The organism is Acinetobacter sp. YH12145 (genome assembly GCF_013418335.1).
In the GTDB taxonomy this organism is placed as follows: domain Bacteria; phylum Pseudomonadota; class Gammaproteobacteria; order Pseudomonadales; family Moraxellaceae; genus Acinetobacter; species Acinetobacter amyesii.
The window spans coordinates 128,140-147,443 of the sequence record NZ_VPCE01000002.1; the positions used below are offsets into that span (position 1 = coordinate 128,140).

The window sequence follows — 19,304 nt, forward strand, 5'->3', positions numbered from 1 at the left end:
GCGTAGTGTATTTTTATTTGCATAATTTCAATAGCTTAGTAGAAATCAATTAACTCATAAGTGTTATTTTAAATCTATAATTGAATCACAGATTTGATTGGTTAAATACATGACTGCTACTGCACATGAAGTTGTTCGGCTCTTTCAGGAGCATGCATATCCTTTGTCAGAAAAATTGACAGAAATGCTGAATGAGCATTACTCACATCAAACAGAACGACGTGGCTGTGGATATACTCAAGCCACACGTGTTTTAGCTGAATATATTAATTTGCCGCGTGCATCACATGAATTTCAAGATCTCAAACTCTTTGATCAATATGACACGCATGGTTTACGCAAAATTTTAGATCAAAGTCGTGCTTATCATTTAGATTTGTCAGGTTGGCGTCATCTAGATTTAAATCAAAATTTAAATCAAAATATTCAGCAATTGAAACAATTTACAGACTTTTACGAGGTTTTACAGAAAGAATTACATCTTCAAAAAAGTTTGCGTCAAATTCAGCAACATGCAAATTTGGAAGAAAGTAAGCTTATTTGTACCTTGATTGAAGATCTGATTTTGCCAAAATCGTCAACTGAAAACCAAATCGTTGAAGTACAAGCACTGGCTAATAAGCCAAAAGTTGGCTCTTGTCCAATGGCTGAAAATTTCTTTTTAAAAATTGCACATCGACGTGTATTTCGTAGCGGTGAAATTAATATTTTTGTAGATGAATACGGTCAGCCCTTATTTATGGAAAAATTAAATATGGGGGATAACCATTCTTGTATCAGCTTGAAACCTGTACTCATGAATGGTGTCCGTATTCCAGCCGGTTCACTTTTTTCCGTCGATTATGATGCAGAACAATTAGTTGAAAAACGGGGGAATCGTGAATTTAAAGGTTTTGTGATTCCTTATCAGGCCATTTCTGGGTGGTGGTTTTTACGCTTAACGACTTTGGCTGTGTCGCCACAAAATCGAAAACGTGCATTCAGTACACATTTTCAGCAGCAAGTGGATAATGGTCTGTATAGTCCAGGTACGACTGAGCTTCAGCAATTAATAAATGTGGCGATAGCGCAACTTTGAGTGTTTCCATCATGTTAGATGTATGCTTTTCGCCAAAATATTTTGCTCATACTCATACCAATAGTATGGAAAAATTATTGGCGGTTGGAACAGCTTTAGAACAATGGCAGAACATCAGAATACATGAGCCTGAGTGTATCGACGCTGAAATTTTAAGCCAAGTACATGATCCTGTTTATGTGGATGCTTTTATGACAGGGCAGCCCGCTAAGCTTGCGACCTTTTCAGGTTTTAAGCCTTGGAATACTCAGCTTCGAGATGCCGTGCTGAGAATCAATGCAGGGCAGTTGATGGCTGCAGATTTGGCTTTGCAAAAAGGTATCGCAGCGAATGTTGCACAAGGTTTTCACCATGCAGTGTATGAATATGGTGGATCATTTTGCACCTTCAATGGTTTGGCTTTTGTGGCACAGCAGAATCCGAATAAAAAAATCTTTGTACTCGATTGCGATCAACATGGGGGGAATGGTACAGCTGAGTTTACTAGACGCTTAGAGAACCTTTTTAACTTTAGTATTTATGGGCTACGTTTTGGTTGTCCTACTTATGAACGTTCTTTAACTCGGCATGTGCATAAAGATCGTGGAAATTTTGCACAATATACCTTGGCTATACATGAGGGAATACAGCATGCCAAAGCATGGGGTGCAGATTTAATCATTTATCAAGCAGGAATGGATTGTCATCAAGCTGACCCATTTGGCTCATCATGGTTTAGTACCGCTTTGATACAGAAACGCGAAGAAATGGTCTTTAAATTGGCTAAACGTGCAGATATTCCGCTGATGTTTGTATTGGCTGGGGGCTATCAAAATATGAATGATCTTGTAAATCTGCACTTAGAAACTTTCAAAGCGGCATTACATATTTATGGGTAGTAAAATCAAAAAAAAGCCGACTTCATGTGCGGCTTTTTTTGATTTAAAAGTTTTAAGAGACTAACTCAGTATTAACTACAGGGCAATCAACCGTGAAATCGGGTGGACTTAACACCGTTTTACGTAGTTCGTCTGCTTGTTCAGGATAGTCCAAAGTGAAATGCAGTCCACGAGATTCTTTACGTTCCATTGCACAGCGCACAATCATTTCTGAAACCAATACTAAGTTACGTAGTTCAATCAGATTTTTACTGACTTGGTAGTCTTGGTAATACTCGGTAATTTCACGATTAAGCATTTCAATACGATGGAGCGCTCGTTGAAGCCGCTTGGTCGTTCTGACAATGCCCACGTAGTTCCACATGGTTTGGCGAAGCTCGTCCCAATTTTGCAAAATCACTACATCTTCATCAGGGTTAGTCACTTGCGAGTCATCCCATTCTGGGACATGAGGCGCCTGATAAGTCCCTTGATGTTGTGCTGTGATATGTGTTGAAGCACTCATACCATAGACGAAACATTCAAGTAAGGAGTTACTCGCCATACGGTTTGCACCATGTAGGCCGGTATAAGAGGTTTCCCCAATGGCATATAGGCCTGGAATATCGGTCTGACTGTTTTCATCAACCACAACGCCACCACAGGTGTAGTGTGCTGCAGGAACCACTGGGATCATTTCTTTGGTAATATCAATACCGAGTTCCATTAAGCGTTCATACAATGTTGGGAAATGTTCTTTGACAAATTCTGCAGGTTTATGGGTGATATCAAGCCAAACATGACGGATTCCTAGACGTTTGATTTCATAATCAATAGCGCGCGCTACGATATCGCGTGGTGCTAATTCGGCACGCTCATCAAAGCGCAGCATAAAGCGTTCACCATCTGGAAGACGTAAATAGGCACCTTCGCCACGCATCGCTTCGGTAATTAAGAAAGAGCGAGCTTGAGGATGGTATAAGCAGGTTGGATGGAATTGGTTAAACTCCATATTGGCAACACGGCAGCCTGCACGATACGCCATGGCAATACCATCACCCGTCGCAATGTCGGGATTTGATGTATATAAATATGCCTTCATGGCACCACCACAGGCAAGTGCAGTGAACGGTGCTAAAAAGGTATGTACTTTTTCGGTTTTTTCATCTAAAGCATATAGACCGAGAGCACGGTTTTCAGCTTCAGGATTTAATTTTTGTGCGGTGATTAAATCGATTGCAATAAAATTTTCAAAAATATGAATATTGGCTTTTTCTTGCGCACGTTCAACCAATGTTGTGGAAATAGCACGACCTGTGGCATCTGCTGCATGGATAATCCGCCGTTGAGAGTGACCACCTTCACGTGTCAGATGTAACTGTTCTTGGTCGTCTAAAGTAAATTGCACACCCTGATTCAGTAGAAAATCGACAGAAGATTTACCACCTTCAACGGTTTGTTTTACCGCTGCCATTTCACATAAATGCGCACCGGCAATCATGGTGTCATTGATATGTTGTTCAATAGAATCTGTTTTATCGAGGACGGCAGCAACACCACCTTGGGCATAATATGTACTGGCATCCGTCAGCGTCGATTTAGCTAAAACAGCAATATTAAAATGATCTGGTAACGAGAGGGCTAAACTTAGGCCTGCACCGCCACTTCCCACAATAATCACATCAAATTGATGTGTCGTGTTTAAATTAGACATGTCCATCAGCTAATTTTAAAAATGTCCGATCATCACAACTGTTTTTGCCTAAAAACGCAATGACTATAAATTAACTAAATAATGAAAAATATTCATAGATCTGTAATATTTAAGGAATGTTTAAGATTGTTTATCATAAATAATCATCAAACATTTTATTACGAAGCTTAGACTTGCATTGTGATAAAAACTAACGTATTTCAAATGATAAGCACAATTGAGTGAATGCTAACAATGAATAAATCGTATTTACAAAAGGGACTCTATGCGGCTGTGTTTACGGTTGCTAGCGTGCAGACTCAGGCAGCGGGTCCTGTTGATTTTTCCAATTTGGTTGAACAAGTCAGCCCAGCTGTCGTAAGCGTGAATGTGGTTAAAAAGCTTAGTCAAGAAGAGCTTTTGCAGCAACAAGTCCCAGAAATATTACGACGCTTTTTCGGTAATCAGGTGGTTATTCCGCAGCAAAAAATGCCTCAAGAAAAGACCGGTTATGGAAGCGCATTCTTTATTAGTAAAGATGGTTATCTATTAACCAATCACCATGTGGTAGAAGATGCCTCGAAAGTCACCATCGTACTGAATGACCGCCGTGAAATTGATGCCACAGTTGTGGGTAGTGATGAGCGGACTGACGTGGCTTTGTTAAAGGTCAAAGGTTCAAATTTTCCTGAGCTACGCACAGGCAATGTTGACCGTTTACGTGTAGGTGAGCCAGTGTTGGCCATTGGTTCACCATTTGGCTTTGACTATTCAGCTTCGGCAGGAATCGTTAGTGCTAAAATGCGTAATATGATGGGAGAAACCTCGGTTCCATTCATTCAAACCGACGTGGCATTGAATCCAGGTAATTCTGGTGGTCCATTATTTAATCAGTCTGGTGAGGTGGTCGGGGTAAATTCTCGTATCTTTAGTGGTACAGGCGGTTATATGGGGTTATCGTTCTCGATTCCCATTGATGTTGCAATGGATGTTGCAGACCAATTAAAGAAAAACGGCAAGGTAACACGTGCTTATTTAGGCGTCATGCTACAAGATATCGATCGTAATCTTGCAGAGTCTTATAACCTTTCAAAACCAGAAGGCTCTTTGATTACTCAAGTTGCACCAAATTCACCAGCTGCAAAAGCTGGCTTTAAAGTGGGTGATGTCATTTTGAAATTTAATGGCACACCAATTTCACGTACAGGCGAACTGCTGAATTATCTTAATCGTACAGGTCCAAATCAAAGTATTCAGCTTGAAGTGCTGCGTGATGATAAACGCCAAAATATTTCAGCAACCTTGATCACAGCACCAGATGATACGCCTGCAAAAGCTGAAACGACATCTGTGAAAAAAGGTCCTGTGATTGGGGTGTCAATTCGCAACTTAAACGCAGATGAATTAAAACAACTGAGTCTAAAAGGCGGTGTCTTGATTCAAGATGTGCGAGCTGGTGGTATAGCTTCACAAGCGAGAATTCAGCCGGGGGATGTTGTCACCCAAGTTAATAATAAAGTCGTAAACAATGCTGAAGATTTTGTGAAAGTTATTTCTGAGTTGAAAAATGGTAGCATTGCACGTGTTTCTTTGATTCGTCAGGGACAGCGTGCGATTGTGGGCATGCGTATTCAGTAATGAGTTACTAAATGAAAACCACTCCAAGCGAGTGGTTTTTTAACTTTAGCGTTTTTGCAATTCACCCTTAGATAAAAATGGGTAGACTGTGGGCCACAATTTAAAATTTGCAGGACGCTATGAGCGATATCTTTGATTTAAAAATTACAGTTCAAGCTGAACATATCGACACATTAAATCATGTGAATAACGTGGTGTACGTCAGTTGGATGCAAGATGTCGCGACAGCACATATTGAAGCTTTGGGTTTAGGCTTAAAAGAATATATTGAATTGAAGCATGCCATGGTCGCTGTTGAGCATCATGTGCAATATCGTAAAGCAGCGCTCGAAGGTGAGGAGATTATTTTACGAACTTGGCTAAATGATATCAATGGATTGTATTCGTTTCGGCAGTACGTATTTTACCGCCCTAAAGACAAAGCGATATTATTTACTGGCAATACACAGTGGGCATGCATTGAAATTGCTACAGGCCGTCCAAAGCGCATGTCGCCAACATTTACCCAAGCTTATCGACCCATCGCAGATAGCATAAATCCGCTTGATTTTAGTGCTTATGATCTCTGAGTTTTAATTGAAACCTCATATTAATGCGAAGACTAGTTAAGTTGTACACGCAGGAAAAGTGGTTAGCATAAAAGCAATGCATTATTTTCGATACTTTGAAAAATCCATCTGCTATAATCCTCGGCAATTTCTATTCGGCTTTTGCTATGCATAAAGAATTGCATGCATAGCGCTTTTATTTTTCCAAGGTAGCCCATGGCGCAAGCTAAAAAATCTGTTGATATAAAAAACATTCGTAACTTCTCGATCATTGCGCATATCGACCATGGTAAGTCGACGCTTGCCGACCGATTTATTCAAACTTGTGGTGGCCTGCAAGATCGTGAAATGCAGGCACAGGTTCTAGATTCTATGGAATTAGAACGTGAGCGTGGTATTACGATTAAAGCTACGTCTGTGACTTTGTATTACACTCATCCTAACGGTGAAGAATACCAGCTTAACTTTATTGACACACCTGGGCACGTTGACTTTTCTTATGAAGTTTCACGTTCACTTGCTGCATGTGAAGGCGCATTATTGGTGGTCGATGCTGCACAAGGTGTCGAAGCACAGTCTGTTGCTAACTGCTATACAGCAATTGAACAAGGTTTAGAAGTCCTACCTGTTTTAAATAAAATTGATTTGCCGCAAGCAGAGCCAGAGCGTGTTATTCAAGAAATTGAAGACATTATTGGTATCGAAGCGACTGAAGCACCTACATGTTCAGCTAAAACCGGTCTAGGCATTGAAGGGGTGCTTGAAACACTAGTCAATGTCATTCCTGCACCCGAAGGCGATCGTAATGCACCATTACAAGCCTTAATTGTTGACTCTTGGTTCGACAACTATTTGGGCGTGGTTTCTTTAGTTCGTATTAAAGAAGGTCGTGTGCGTAAAGGCGATAAAATGTTGATGAAATCAACTGGTCAAACGCACATTATCACCTCAGTAGGTATTTTTAATCCTAAACATACAGAAACTGACATGCTCGAAGCAGGTGAAGTTGGTTTCGTGATTGCGGGTATTAAAGATATTTTTGGTGCTCCAGTTGGTGATACGATTACCTTGGCAACTACACCAGAAGTTGAAAGCTTACCGGGTTTCAAAAAAGTGAAACCACAGGTCTATGCAGGTTTATTCCCAATCGATTCAAGTGAATTTGAACCGTTCCGTGAGGCGCTGCACAAACTGCAAATTAATGACTCAGCGTTGTTCTTTGAACCTGAAAGTTCAGATGCACTTGGTTTTGGCTTCCGTTGTGGCTTCTTGGGTATGCTGCACATGGAAATTGTACAAGAACGTTTAGAACGTGAGTATGATCTGGACCTGATTTCTTCAGCACCAACCGTAATTTATGAAGCGGTGATGAAAAATGGTCAAACCATTTATATCGACAGTCCTTCTAAAATGCCTGATGGTTCAACAGTTGAAGACTTACGTGAGCCAATTGCTGAATGTCACATTTTAGTACCGCAAGAATACTTGGGTAATGTGATGACTTTATGTGTTGAACGTCGCGGCGTTCAAAAGAATATGAAGTTTATGGCCAACCAAGTGGCCATTACGTTTGAAATTCCAATGGCTGAAGTAGTGATGGATTTCTTTGATAAATTGAAATCATGTTCACGCGGTTTTGCATCGTTAGATTATAACTTTGTGCGTTTTGAGAGTTCATCTCTAGTTAAGGTGGATGTGTTAATCAACGGTGAAAAGGTTGATGCCTTGGCCATGATTTGCCACCGACAAGATGCTCGCCATCGTGGTATTGCACTTGTGGAAAAAATGAAAGATTTAATTCCACGTCAAATGTTCGATGTGGCTATTCAAGCAGCGATTGGTGCACAAATCATTGCACGTTCAACTGTAAAAGCGATGCGTAAAAACGTTTTGGCTAAATGTTATGGTGGTGACGTGTCGCGTAAGAAGAAACTTCTTGCGAAACAAAAAGAAGGTAAGAAACGTATGAAACAAGTGGGCAGCGTCGAAATCCCACAAGAAGCGTTCCTTGCTGTATTGAAAGTAGAAAGATAATAAATAGAGGTTTATGAGCTCATGGATTTTGACTTTAATTTGATCCTTGTTCCTGCCACAGTCATTTTTTTCTTAATTTGGCTGTTGGATAAGTTTGTCTGGAAGCAACGGCAGACCAAAGGTAAAGGGAATGAAAATGTCGTTATCGCATGGGCTTATGATTTCTGGCCGATTCTAGCGATAGTTTTGGTGATGCGTTCATTCTTATATGAGCCATTTAATATTCCATCTGACTCTATGGTTCCAACCTTAGAAACAGGTGATTTTATTGTGGTGAATAAATATCAGTATGGCGTACGTTTACCTATCGTCAATAAAAAAATTCTTGATGTCGGTGAACCTGAGCGTGGTGATGTCATTGTATTCCGTTATCCACCACAACCAACCATCAGCTATATTAAACGAGTGGTCGGTTTACCAGGTGATCATATTGTTTACGATCATGGTCAACTGAGTGTGAATGGTCAAAAGGTGGCAAAAGTTCCTGTAGAATTTAGCCGTGAAAAAGATCAACTTGATACACCTACATCGATTTATCATAAAGAAACCATGGGTAAGCATACGTTTACCATGCGTGAGCTTGAAGGCGTCAATGTTGCGCGCCAAGCGCCATTTATCAACTATGTTGAAAATGGTAAATATTCAACAGAAAATGGTTTATATTGGGAGGTTAAGGTTCCTGAAGGTCACTATTTCGCGATGGGGGATAATCGTGATCAAAGTGCGGACAGTCGTTTTTGGGGCTTTGTGCCTGAAGAAAACCTCACTGGACGTGCTTTTTACAAGTGGATGCATAAGGAACCTGGTTTAAAACTGCCTTCATTTAGTCGTAATGGCAGTATTGATTAGTCTTACATCAGGAAAATAAAATGAGACATCAACGGGGAACGTCTTATATTGCAATTTTAATTGCTGTGATTGGTTTTGCTTTTTTAGCTAAAATTGTTATTGCGGTTTGGGGACCGTATCTCGATAACAAAATGATTAATGGGTTAATCGAGGAGCAGTTAAAAAGTGGACCTGCGAATATTAGTCCAAGTAAATTTGTTCAAGAAATGGATAAAAGATTTTCAATGAACAGTATTCGCGATGTTAGTTTTAAAGATATTGCTCAAGTCTCTAATGAAAAGGGGCTTGAAGTAAAAACGGATTATGAAATAAGAAAACCTTTCTTATTGAATATTGATATTGTGTTGAAGTTCGAGAAAAGTTTTGATCAAAGCTCAGTCCAAGCTAAATGAAGCTCGTTTAGCAAGTCGTATCGGTTATCAGTTTAAACAACCTGAATTGTTACAACTGGCCTTGACCCACCGATCGGTGAGCCATAAATACAATTATGAACGCCTAGAATATCTGGGCGATTCATTATTGGGTATGATAATTGCCAATTATCTGTACCATGCCTACCCGCATGAAAATGAAGGGCGTCTAACGCGTATGCGTGCGACACTGGTTCGTCAAGAAGCGTTAGGTAAAATTGCCAATGACTTAAAACTCAGTCAAGAATTAATCTTGAGTACAGGTGAGTTGAAATCTGGCGGTCATCATCGCGAGTCTATACTTGCGGATACCGTTGAATCGATCATTGGTGCAATCTATGTCGATTGTCAGGATTTAAAAATTCTGGAACCGATTGTTCTTAAATGGTATGTGCCATATTTAGATCATATTGAACCGACCGATCAACTGAAAGACCCTAAATCACGTTTACAAGAGTATTTACAAGCACGTAAAAAACCTCTCCCGGTTTACGAGGTTGTAGATATTCAGGGTGATGCTCCGAACCAACATTTTAAAGTTGAATGTACAGTTGAAGGGCTCCCTGTTAAATACGGTGAAGGTTCAAGCCGTCGCTTTGCTGAACAGGCAGTAGCGGCAGAAATCTTAGAAATTTTGGAGAAAAAGTCTTAATGACTACTCATTCCGATCACGTAGATGCTGATCACGAGTCGCAAGGCGACAGTAACGATTTAATTAGTCAGTTTTTTAGTGCACAAGGCACTGAAATTCCAGCCGATTTTAAAAGTGGGTTTGTGGCGATTGTTGGTCGTCCAAACGTGGGTAAATCAACGTTGATGAACCATATTTTGGGTCAAAAACTTTCCATTACCTCTCGTAAACCACAGACCACACGTCATAAAATTGTGGGTATTGACTCACGCGAAAAATCTCAAGCGGTATTTGTAGATACCCCGGGGATGCACAAAAAAGAAGTCCGTGCCATCAATAAAATGATGAACCGTGCGGCACATTCTGCACTTCGTGATGTGAACTTAGTTTTGTTTGTGATTGATGCAGACAAATGGACACAGAATGATGATTTAGTGTTAGAAAAGCTAAAAAATGCCGATATGCCAGTGATTCTTGTGATCAATAAAATTGATACACTAGAGAATAAAAACCATGCATTACCATTGATACAAGAGCGTGCAAAATTGATGAATTTTGCAGAAATTGTTCCTGTATCAGCGTTACGCGGTGCAAATTTGGATCATTTGCGCAGTACGATTGAGAAATATCTGCCGTTCCAACCACCACTGTATTCACTTGAGCAATTGACTGATCGTTCAGAGCGTTTCCTTGCATCTGAAATTATCCGTGAAAAAATCATGCGTCAATTGGGTGAAGAGCTGCCTTATGATTTAACGGTTCAAATTGAGTCGTTTAAAACAGAAGAAGCAACAATTAATCCAAAAACAGGTCGTCCTAAAGCGGCGTGTACCTATATTGATGCGACGATTTTTGTCGATCGCTCTGGCCAAAAAGCCATTGTGATTGGTGAGAAAGGTGCCAAACTGAAGAAAATCGGTATGGATGCACGTGTGGATATGGAAAAAATGTTCGAGCAAAAAATCATGCTAACACTTTGGGTGAAAGTTAAAGGTGGTTGGTCTGATGATGAGCGTGCATTGAAAAGCTTGGGTTATAGCGATATTTAATTGCTAGACATTTAAAACTTTGAGGGAAGAGTAATGATGAAAGTAATAGCTGTAGTGGCATGTGTTTTGTTTCTACAAGGGTGTATTCATAAAATCGTTACTGTTCCTGTCAAAGTGGCTTATAAAACCACAAAAGGCGTGGTCAAAGGGACCGCTGCAGTTGTAGGTGCAGTCATTCCAGATGGGGATGATGAAGAGGAAGAAGACGATAAGAAAAAGAAAGACAAGGATTAATATTTTAAATCATGCGTAATGAGATACTGCATGGTTATTTAATTCACCATCGTAAATATCGTGAAAAAAGTCATATCGTGCACCTGTTTACGCAGGAGCATGGCCGAGTTGATGGTATTCTCAGGCAAACACCTCCGCCTCAGTATCAACCGATTTGCTTGCAAGCATCCGGCAAGTCTGAACTTAAAAATTTCAGTAAACTTGAAATTGTAAATCAACCCATATTCTTTTTTGGGGATGCTTTTTTTTCAGGGTTTTATCTGAATGAAGTCTTATTGAGATTATGTCCCTTAGAGGTTGAGATGCCAGAGACATTTGCTCAATATGCGCATACCTTAGAACAACTCCAATGCATGTCTGCGCAGGATAATCCTGACCTGTTTTTGCGACAAATCCTTAGACAGTTTGAGCATGAGTTGCTTGAAGAGTTGGGTTATGCGCTGGATTATTCAACTGATGCAAATCAACAGCAAATTCAGCTTCATGAAAATTATCAATTTCATTTAAATGAAGGTTTTCAACCTGTCATTAAAGCCTCACGCGCAACATTGTCAGGTCAACATATTTTAAGTATGTGTGATTATGAAAAAGGTGGGGAATTTAATTCTGAACAGTTACAATTACTGTCTAAGTTGTACCGACAAATGATTACTTCCTTGCTTGGCGATCGTCCATTAAAAAGTCGTCAATTGTGGATACAGAATTCTCAAACTCAACGTCATTAGGAAAGAATTATGGCAGCTTTGCTTGGTGTAAATATTGACCATGTGGCAACACTACGAAATGCACGTGGGACAACTTATCCAGATCCTGTGAATGCCGCAATTATTTGTGAGCAAGCGGGGGCGGAAGGGATTACGCTACATTTACGTGAAGATCGTCGCCATATTAAAGATGATGATGTGCGTCGTATGCGTTCTGTATTAAAAACCCATATGAATCTTGAAATGGCAGTGACCAATGAAATGGTTGAATTTGCCAAAGAGATTCAGCCGCATCATGTATGCTTTGTTCCTGAAAAGCGTGAAGAAGTCACGACTGAAGGCGGTCTAGATGTTGTTGGGCATTTTGAAGATGTAAAAAATGCGACTCAAGCACTTGCAGCGATTGGTTGCGAAGTTTCATTATTTATTGATGCTGACTTTGCTCAAATTGATGCGGCGATTGCCTGTGGCGCGCCAACGATTGAGTTGCATACAGGTGCATATGCAGATGCTGAAACACCTGAAGCGCAGAAAGCAGAGCTGGAGCGTATCATTCAAGGTGCTGAATATGCGGCATCTAAAGGATTGATTGTGAATGCTGGTCATGGCTTAAATATTGAAAATGTCACTCCAATTGCTCGCATTGCGCAAATTCATGAATTGAATATTGGTCACTCGATTATTGCTGATGCTGTATTTATTGGATTGGCACAGTCTGTAAAACAAATGAAAGCTGCGATTAAAGCCGCACGTTAATTATTTAAGTAAAGTATATGTCAAATATTGATTATGATGCCCTAATGAAGCCAGTCATTGGCTTCTTGGGGTGTGAAACACCAAAAGCATGGCTAGATGAAGCTTTAAATAATTTGGATATCCTGATGCAGGATCATGCCAATTGTGAAAAGAAAGCAGCAAGTACGGCAATGAATTTGATGTTTCGTTATAGTTTTTTTTCGGATTTACAAATCAAACTGGCACAGCTAGTACGTGAAGAAATGCTGCACTATGAGCAAGTGCTGGAACTGATGGCAAAACGTGGTCAGGAATGGACTGCTATCAGTGCTGGTCGTTATGCGGGTGGTCTACGTAAAGAAGTACGGACTTATGAGCCAGAAGCGTTAATTGATATCTTGGTGATTGGCGCATTTGTTGAAGCACGGTCATGTGAGCGTTTCTATGCGCTTGCACCACATGTGGATGAAGAGTTGGGGCGGTACTACCGCTATTTGCTAAAGTCTGAATCACGCCATTATGAGGACTATTTAGCATTGGCCATGGATGTGGCGACGACCAATAAACTCAAGAACCCGAAAGAAGATATTCAGATGCGTATTGAGCATATTCGTGAAGTTGAAAAGAATCTGATTAGCAGCCCAGATGAGTTATTCCGCTTTCATAGTGGTGTGCCAGTCAAAGCTGCTTGATAAAAGAGTCCTCCAAAATGGGGGATTTTTTATGCACACAAATCAAATGATAATAAGAATTATTTACATTTTGATTGGGTGAATCTAAAATGAAACGATCTCTATGAATCAAACAATTTAAGCTCACTTATTCAATATGAAATTACAATTCACTTTACTCTGTTTCGCTTTGTGTGCGGTTGGTCAGGCTGAAGCGCATTATTCTTATGTTGCGCCATTAAACTATCAAACATTTAATAATTATAGTGCCATTCTTTCTGGTTTTTATGACAATCCATTTGTTTCTGAAATAGCCATTAAAAACTTTAATTTCCATGTACATACACCATCAGGTGACAAACTACATTTAGCGGATGCTGATTGGACAAAAACTCAAACAGTCAGCAGTTATAGTTTAGAAAATAAGCAGGATGGCACGTATCGTATTCGTGGTGAAAAGCAGGGAAGTACAGCGCGTTTTGCTTACGATCAAAAGCAATGGAAAGCGTTAATCAATGGTGTACGTGATCCTCAAAAAACTGCGAATGCAAATGTCATTTATACAGCCGAGTTGACTAAAAAGTCGCAAATCAAAAGTATTCAAACCCAGGAAATCATTGAAACTTTTGTATCACGCCGTGCAACCTCTACACATGTGGTGAATCATTTACATGATGGCTTTGATGTGCAATTTAAAACCCATCCAAATGCTATAAAGCATAATGAGCCTGTGCAACTGAAAGTGCTAGATCAGAAAAAAGCGGTTGCGGGTTTACAGGTTGAAATTTTGCAGCAAACAACGGATTACAGCCGTGAAGGAAAAGTTTATAAAACGCTTAAAACTGATCAAGAAGGAAACTTGAATTTTAGCCTATCAGATCGTGGTCAGTATTTACTGAAAATTGACTATCAGCAGCCTTTTGAAATGAAGGGAGACGCATTAAAACGATATAAATATACTTTGAGTTTAAATGTGATCTAAAGCGAAGGGTAGTTAAATGAGAAAAAGCTCTGCGATTTGCAGAGCTTTTTTATGAAAATGATTTAGCTATTTTTAGGTTCAAGATAAAACATCGATAAACCTATCAATAAAATTAAACTGGTTTGAGCGAAAAAGTGTTTATTAAAACCGCCATAATATTGCTGCGAATAGCCTGCAATTAGTAAATAACCCGTTAAATAAAGCAATCGATAATATCGGCTCTCAAAACAATAACAGACACTTGCAAAACATAAAATCAGACAACCAATCACCATATAGTGGATATCCCAAATGATGGTGTTGATTACAAATAAAAGTGCTGAAAGTGCGCCGATAGATAAATTACGAAGGCTTTCAAACCCTTGAAAAATGTGCATCAAAGCTAAAATAAAGAGTGGCAATAGAGCAAGTGCATATTTTATTTTCATACTGTTTTGCGTCATGAGCATATAATTCTGCTGTTTCTCAACAATGGGGCTAGTACTGATGCTTAGGCGAAGCCATTGCAGGGTTAAGTGTTCAGGGATGTTGGCTTTAACTAAAAATTTGAGTGTGGCTTGCGGTGGAATAATATAATTTTCTTGGAAATCATGGCCATAAAACATCCAAGACTTATTGGTTTCCAATGTGTGATATTTCGTATTTTTTTGAGTTGAGATGTTAAAGAGTTGTCCACTTGCATTTAACCCAGCTTTCATACATGGTGTTTCTTTTTCGTGAACAATACATAACGGCAGTACCGAAATTTCAAGATCTTTTCGAGTTTGTTGCTGACCTGCAAAATCGATATGAACATATAACTGATCAGATTGGTTTTGCAGCGTAATCGGTGTGCTTGACCAATATTGTCCTTCTGTCATCTCATTCAATACAGATTCAGATATTTCGCGAATAATATTGTGATTTTGAATCTGCTGAGGTGGAACCAACCATTGTAGCTTGCTGTCAAGAAGGGTGTTCGATTCACTATTATATAAATTGGGTGGTGTTTTGAAATGTTGCTCAATTTCACTTTCGGGTGTGCAGCTCACCAAATAAATTGCAAATGGGCTGATAAAAATTAAAAGAAAAATGAATGCAGTGAGATAGTGTTTTAAGGCAGTTTTATTTGATTCAGCATCAACTTGAATGAACATTTTTTTTATTTTAATGACAATGACTTATAGATTATATGTAAATCAAAGGCATTAAAAAAGCCCATTTAAATAAATGGGCTTTAGAATTTGGCTCTCCAACCTGGGCTCGAACCAGGGACCTGCGGATTAACAGTCCGTCGCTCTACCGACTGAGCTATTGGAGAATCTGAATGCGATTATAAGCAGATTTTGAAGAGGGTCAAGCTAAAAATACCAATATGAGGAGAAATGCGTGATAGATGTTTTTTATTTGAACAAAAAGAAGGATTTTTTAGAAAAAATGAATCTTAGGCTTGCAAAGAAAAAATTCAATTGATAGTTTGAATGCAACAACAGAGCGTTTAAACATATGTTTAAACAGTGTGGATTTAAACCCAACTTGCCAGCACTAAAATGGCTAAACAGGAGAAAGCGAATGAATACGCTGACTATTTCTCAGATTTTTTCAAATTTTTCTTTTTACCAAGAAAACTATCTTTCCATTATCAGTAACCAAGAGAAATATCAAACACCTGTCGAAGGTGCATACGTTGACGTTTGGCCTTTGGGTCGACGTGACTTGGCATTGGGTGATTTATTACAACTGTGGTTTAGTGAAAAATGGTTGATCAATGTACCATGTCATTTACGTTTTGAACATAAAGATGATGGTCGTCGTGTGCCTTTAAAACGCAAGCAAGATTTGTATTTATACCAATTGGCAGGTAATGCATTATCAGGCTCAAATTGTTCTAAAGTATGGTCTATCTCAGAACAACGGGAACTTCGTGTTGAGTTAGATAGTGCTTTAAAATATTACTGCTTTCAAAAGGGCAGTAATCGCATTGATCTAAGCGAAGGCCAATTAATTCGTGCCTTACATTCAGCAATTTAAGTTTGAATCATCATCTGCTCGCATTGAATTGCGAGCAGAAAAATAAAATATTAAGGACGTATAATCATGCAGGTTGCAGTTGCATGTGCATAAAGTTTGCCATTGTCATCAATAATTTTCCCTTCAGAAATCCCTAAATTTTTACTGATATTAATGACTTTTCCTATAGCCGTAAGTTCAACATTCTTTGGGATCGGACGACACATTTTTATATTTAAGTCGATGGTGCCATAACCCACACCAGCCTCTAATAACGTGTGAATGGCACAACCTGTCACCGAGTCGAGTACCGTAGCGGCAAAGCCACCATGCACACCGCCAAGTGGATTTAAGTGTCGTGCATCTGCTTTAGCCTTAAAGCTAATACTGCCCTCAGATACTTCATAAGGCTGCATTGGAATAGTTTCGCTAATACTTGCAGGAGGAATTTTCCCTGCACACATGGCTTGTAGAAGTTGCAGTCCGGTCATTTCTTTTGGGTTCATTATTCTGGCCTATTTTACGAGTTCTAAAAAGGAATCTAAGTTTAACATAGCTAATTGTTGAAATTATTGTCAAGTTGATTCTTTGAAGCTTTCATTGAGTAATCTTGCATTTAGTATTTTGGTATCGGCTAAAATCGGTGAGGAGTGTGTTCAGGAGGCATGGCATTTAACTGGCATACGCCGTCGTCTTATTATCCTTAAATGGAAACATAGCAAATATTATAAAATGGCTCAGATATAAAAAAACCCGCGAATATCGCGGGTTTTTTTGATTCGATCTTTAGATCAAATTATTTTTCAGCAGCAATTGAAGCAATCGCAGCATCTACGCCTTCGATTGAATCAGCAGCTTTCTTAATACGTGCAAGCGCATCTACAAGTACTTCGTCTGCAGTTGCATAAGAAATACGCATGTAGCCACCAAGACCGAACGCATCGCCAGGAACTACTGCAACACCAGTTTCTTCCAACAACCATGCAGAGAATTCTGTGCAAGATTTTAAACCTTTGGCACGAATTAAAGGACGGATGTTTGCGTATGCATAGAATGCACCGTCAGCAGGAAGGCAAGTGATACCGTTGATGTCGTTCAAACCTTTCACAACTAAGTCGTGACGGCGTTTGAATGCTTCAATCATTGGCTCAAGAACGTCTTGAGGACCATTCAATGCAGCTTCAGCAGCAACTTGTGAAATAGAAGTTGGGTTTGAAGTTGATTGAGATTGGATTTTTTTCATCGCACCAATAAGTTTAGCTGGGCCCGCAGCGTAGCCAATACGCCAGCCAGTCATTGCATAAGCTTTAGATACACCGTTAAGAACGATTACGCGATCGTAAAGGTCTGGTGCAACTGTTGCGATGTTGTAGAATTCGTCGTCCCAACGGATTGGTTCGTACATATCATCAGAAGCAACTAAAACTTCTGGGTATTTACGTAGAACGTCAGCTAAAGCAAGTAATTCTTCTTTAGTGTAAATCATACCTGTTGGGTTAGAAGGGCTGTTTAGAACCACTAAACGAGTTTTGTCAGTGATTGCAGCTTCTAATTGAGCAGGCGTAATTTTGAAACGTTGGTCTTCACCACATTTCACGATTACAGGAGTACCTTCAGCAATGATCACCATGTCTGGGTAGCTTACCCAGTAAGGAGCAGGGATAATTACTTCGTCACCTTTGTTTAACAAAGCAAGTGCCAAGTTAAAGAAAGATTGTTTACCACCACAAGAAACCAAGATTTGGTTTGCAGCGTAATCAAGGTTATTGTCGCGTTTTAATTTAGCAATAATTGCTTTTTTAAGACCTGGAGTACCGTCAACAGCTGTATATTTAGTGAAGCCATTGTTGATAGCAGCAATTGCAGCATCTTTGATGTGTTGTGGGGTATCGAAATCCGGTTCACCTGCGCCTAAACCAATTACGTTTTTACCAGCAGCTTTTAATTCAGCAGCTTTGTTAGTAACAGCAAGTGTAGGGGACGGTTTGATGCTATTTACACGATCAGACAGACGTACGTCCACGGCAGTATTCCTTCTTATAGGGATTAAAAAATAAAAAGCACACTATCTTAGCTTAAATGCACAGTAATGGGGAGTGGCAAAATCAACAATGTGCAAAAAAGTGTGATATTCCATCCTAACCATATAATTGAGAAAATTTACATTGAGTTACTTAAATTTTTAATCAAATTTTATGGCAAATTCTTAAAGTCACGGACAAAAATAGGGCATAAAAAAGGCCACAATATGTGTGACCATTTTTAATAAAATTTTGTGCTTCAAATACTTTGCTTATTGAACAAAACGCGATAGATCTTCTTCAGGGCGAGCAGTTAGCACTTCTACACCATTTTTTGTTACAAGTAGCGTGTGTTCGTACTGTGCAGACAAGCTATGATCTTTAGTCACGACAGTCCATTTGTCGCCAAGAAGTTTGGTTTTCCAGTCGCCACCGTTCACCATTGGTTCGATGGTAAAGGTCATGCCTTCTTCTAAGATCATGCCTGTATTGGGTTGACCGTAGTGTAAAACTTGTGGTTCGTCGTGGAAAACAGTACCGATACCATGACCACAGTATTCACGTACAACGCCAAAACGTTCTGATTCAACATATTGTTGAATGGCATTACCGATATCGCCCATGGTTGCGCCCGGTTTTACTACCGCCATACCACGGTACATGGCTTCTTGAGCAACTTTACATAAACGGTTCGCTAAAATAGATGTTTCACCACCCACGATGTACATCATGTTGGTATCACCGTGGTAACCATCTTTAATCACAGTGACATCGATGTTTAAGATGTCACCTTTTTTTAACTTTTTGCTTTCAGATGGAATACCGTGACACACCACATGGTTCACTGAAGTACAGATCACGTGCTGGAACGCTGGACGACCCGGCGCAGCACCATAACCTAAACAAGCAGGAATAGCTTCTTGTTTGTTGACAATATAGTCATGACAAATCGTATCAAGTTCTAGGGTAGTCACACCTGGAACAATATGCGGTTTGATCATATCCAAAACTTCTGCCGCCAGTCGACCCGCGACGCGCATTTTTTCAATTTCGTCAGGCGTTTTAATTAATCGACGTGGAGCTTCGTAAGTACTGTTCATGATCTCTAAAAACTTTTGGAAATTTGTATGTGACTATGGTATAAATAGCCGCCCATTTTATCAAATGCTTTTTCGTGAATA

General features: G+C 39.6%; 20 protein-coding genes and 1 tRNA gene. 15 read left to right on the forward strand and 6 right to left on the reverse strand.

Going from position 1 to position 19,304, the window contains the following annotated elements; translation table 11 throughout:
• Nucleotides 1-109: 109 nt before the first annotated feature.
• Together FTU80_RS01820 and FTU80_RS01825 are read left to right on the forward strand one after the other, a co-directional pair.
• Nucleotides 110-1,078: a hypothetical protein gene (locus tag FTU80_RS01820; protein WP_111883972.1), complete on the forward strand. Its 969-nt coding sequence runs from the start codon at nt 110-112 to the stop codon at nt 1,076-1,078.
• Nucleotides 1,079-1,089: 11 nt separating this feature from the next.
• Nucleotides 1,090-1,956 (forward strand): histone deacetylase, encoded by an 867-nt coding sequence (locus FTU80_RS01825; protein WP_078190334.1) that lies wholly within the window; start codon nt 1,090-1,092, stop codon nt 1,954-1,956.
• A gap of 52 nt (nt 1,957-2,008) precedes the next feature.
• Here the strand turns inward: FTU80_RS01825 and nadB are convergent, their stop codons facing one another.
• Nucleotides 2,009-3,655 (reverse strand): L-aspartate oxidase, encoded by a 1,647-nt coding sequence (gene nadB, locus FTU80_RS01830; RefSeq protein WP_180083954.1) that lies wholly within the window; start codon nt 3,653-3,655, stop codon nt 2,009-2,011.
• A gap of 228 nt (nt 3,656-3,883) precedes the next feature.
• Here nadB and FTU80_RS01835 point away from each other — a divergent pair, with 228 nt between their 5' ends.
• The 12 genes from FTU80_RS01835 to FTU80_RS01890 all read left to right on the forward strand — a co-directional run bounded on the left by FTU80_RS01835 (nt 3,884) and on the right by FTU80_RS01890 (nt 14,113).
• Nucleotides 3,884-5,266 (forward strand): Do family serine endopeptidase, encoded by a 1,383-nt coding sequence (locus FTU80_RS01835; RefSeq protein WP_111883975.1) that lies wholly within the window; start codon nt 3,884-3,886, stop codon nt 5,264-5,266.
• Nucleotides 5,267-5,385: 119 nt separating this feature from the next.
• Nucleotides 5,386-5,835, forward strand: coding sequence for a thioesterase family protein (locus tag FTU80_RS01840; protein WP_180083956.1), 450 nt, complete (start codon nt 5,386-5,388; stop codon nt 5,833-5,835).
• 195 nt (nt 5,836-6,030) lie between these two features.
• On the forward strand, nt 6,031-7,848 hold the full coding sequence (gene lepA, locus FTU80_RS01845; RefSeq protein ID WP_111883977.1) for a translation elongation factor 4: 1,818 nt from the start codon (nt 6,031-6,033) through the stop codon (nt 7,846-7,848).
• Nucleotides 7,849-7,869: 21 nt separating this feature from the next.
• Nucleotides 7,870-8,697 carry a signal peptidase I gene (gene lepB, locus FTU80_RS01850; protein WP_180076826.1) on the forward strand — a complete coding sequence of 276 codons (828 nt, stop codon included), beginning with the start codon at nt 7,870-7,872 and terminating at the stop codon, nt 8,695-8,697.
• Nucleotides 8,698-8,717: 20 nt separating this feature from the next.
• Complete coding sequence (locus FTU80_RS01855; RefSeq protein ID WP_180076827.1) at nt 8,718-9,089, forward strand: DUF4845 domain-containing protein; 372 nt, start codon at nt 8,718-8,720, stop codon at nt 9,087-9,089.
• Nucleotides 9,061-9,759: a ribonuclease III gene (rnc, locus tag FTU80_RS01860; protein ID WP_111883979.1), complete on the forward strand. Its 699-nt coding sequence runs from the start codon at nt 9,061-9,063 to the stop codon at nt 9,757-9,759. The genes FTU80_RS01855 and rnc overlap by 29 nt, the downstream gene beginning before the upstream one ends.
• Nucleotides 9,759-10,787 carry a GTPase Era gene (gene era, locus FTU80_RS01865; RefSeq protein ID WP_180007638.1) on the forward strand — a complete coding sequence of 343 codons (1,029 nt, stop codon included), beginning with the start codon at nt 9,759-9,761 and terminating at the stop codon, nt 10,785-10,787. Before rnc ends, era begins: the two co-directional genes overlap by 1 nt.
• Before the next feature lie 33 nt (nt 10,788-10,820).
• On the forward strand, nt 10,821-11,021 hold the full coding sequence (locus tag FTU80_RS01870) for an NF038104 family lipoprotein (protein ID WP_180083958.1): 201 nt from the start codon (nt 10,821-10,823) through the stop codon (nt 11,019-11,021).
• A gap of 8 nt (nt 11,022-11,029) precedes the next feature.
• Complete coding sequence (gene recO / locus FTU80_RS01875) at nt 11,030-11,746, forward strand: DNA repair protein RecO (protein WP_180063440.1); 717 nt, start codon at nt 11,030-11,032, stop codon at nt 11,744-11,746.
• 9 nt (nt 11,747-11,755) lie between these two features.
• Nucleotides 11,756-12,481 carry a pyridoxine 5'-phosphate synthase gene (gene pdxJ / locus FTU80_RS01880; RefSeq protein ID WP_180083960.1) on the forward strand — a complete coding sequence of 242 codons (726 nt, stop codon included), beginning with the start codon at nt 11,756-11,758 and terminating at the stop codon, nt 12,479-12,481.
• A gap of 17 nt (nt 12,482-12,498) precedes the next feature.
• Nucleotides 12,499-13,152 (forward strand): tRNA-(ms[2]io[6]A)-hydroxylase, encoded by a 654-nt coding sequence (locus tag FTU80_RS01885; protein ID WP_078190322.1) that lies wholly within the window; start codon nt 12,499-12,501, stop codon nt 13,150-13,152.
• A 136-nt stretch (nt 13,153-13,288) separates the two neighbouring features.
• A complete protein-coding gene (locus FTU80_RS01890; protein WP_180083962.1) occupies nt 13,289-14,113 on the forward strand; it encodes a DUF4198 domain-containing protein in 825 nt (274 codons plus the stop codon).
• Nucleotides 14,114-14,175: 62 nt separating this feature from the next.
• Here the strand turns inward: FTU80_RS01890 and FTU80_RS01895 are convergent, their stop codons facing one another.
• Together FTU80_RS01895 and FTU80_RS01900 are read right to left on the reverse strand one after the other, a co-directional pair.
• Complete coding sequence (locus FTU80_RS01895; RefSeq protein ID WP_180083964.1) at nt 14,176-15,249, reverse strand: hypothetical protein; 1,074 nt, start codon at nt 15,247-15,249, stop codon at nt 14,176-14,178.
• Nucleotides 15,250-15,337: 88 nt separating this feature from the next.
• Nucleotides 15,338-15,413, reverse strand: a tRNA-Asn gene (locus FTU80_RS01900).
• Nucleotides 15,414-15,664: 251 nt separating this feature from the next.
• Here FTU80_RS01900 and FTU80_RS01905 point away from each other — a divergent pair.
• Complete coding sequence (locus FTU80_RS01905; protein WP_168378022.1) at nt 15,665-16,123, forward strand: hypothetical protein; 459 nt, start codon at nt 15,665-15,667, stop codon at nt 16,121-16,123.
• A gap of 50 nt (nt 16,124-16,173) precedes the next feature.
• On the opposite strand, the gene FTU80_RS01910 is transcribed toward FTU80_RS01905, so the two are convergent.
• From FTU80_RS01910 to map, 3 genes are all read right to left on the reverse strand, one after another.
• Nucleotides 16,174-16,611 carry a PaaI family thioesterase gene (locus FTU80_RS01910; protein ID WP_180084181.1) on the reverse strand — a complete coding sequence of 146 codons (438 nt, stop codon included), beginning with the start codon at nt 16,609-16,611 and terminating at the stop codon, nt 16,174-16,176.
• A 287-nt stretch (nt 16,612-16,898) separates the two neighbouring features.
• A complete protein-coding gene (locus FTU80_RS01915; RefSeq protein ID WP_111883988.1) occupies nt 16,899-18,125 on the reverse strand; it encodes a pyridoxal phosphate-dependent aminotransferase in 1,227 nt (408 codons plus the stop codon).
• 270 nt (nt 18,126-18,395) lie between these two features.
• Nucleotides 18,396-19,223: a type I methionyl aminopeptidase gene (map, locus tag FTU80_RS01920; RefSeq protein ID WP_168378021.1), complete on the reverse strand. Its 828-nt coding sequence runs from the start codon at nt 19,221-19,223 to the stop codon at nt 18,396-18,398.
• Nucleotides 19,224-19,304 lie beyond the last annotated feature (81 nt).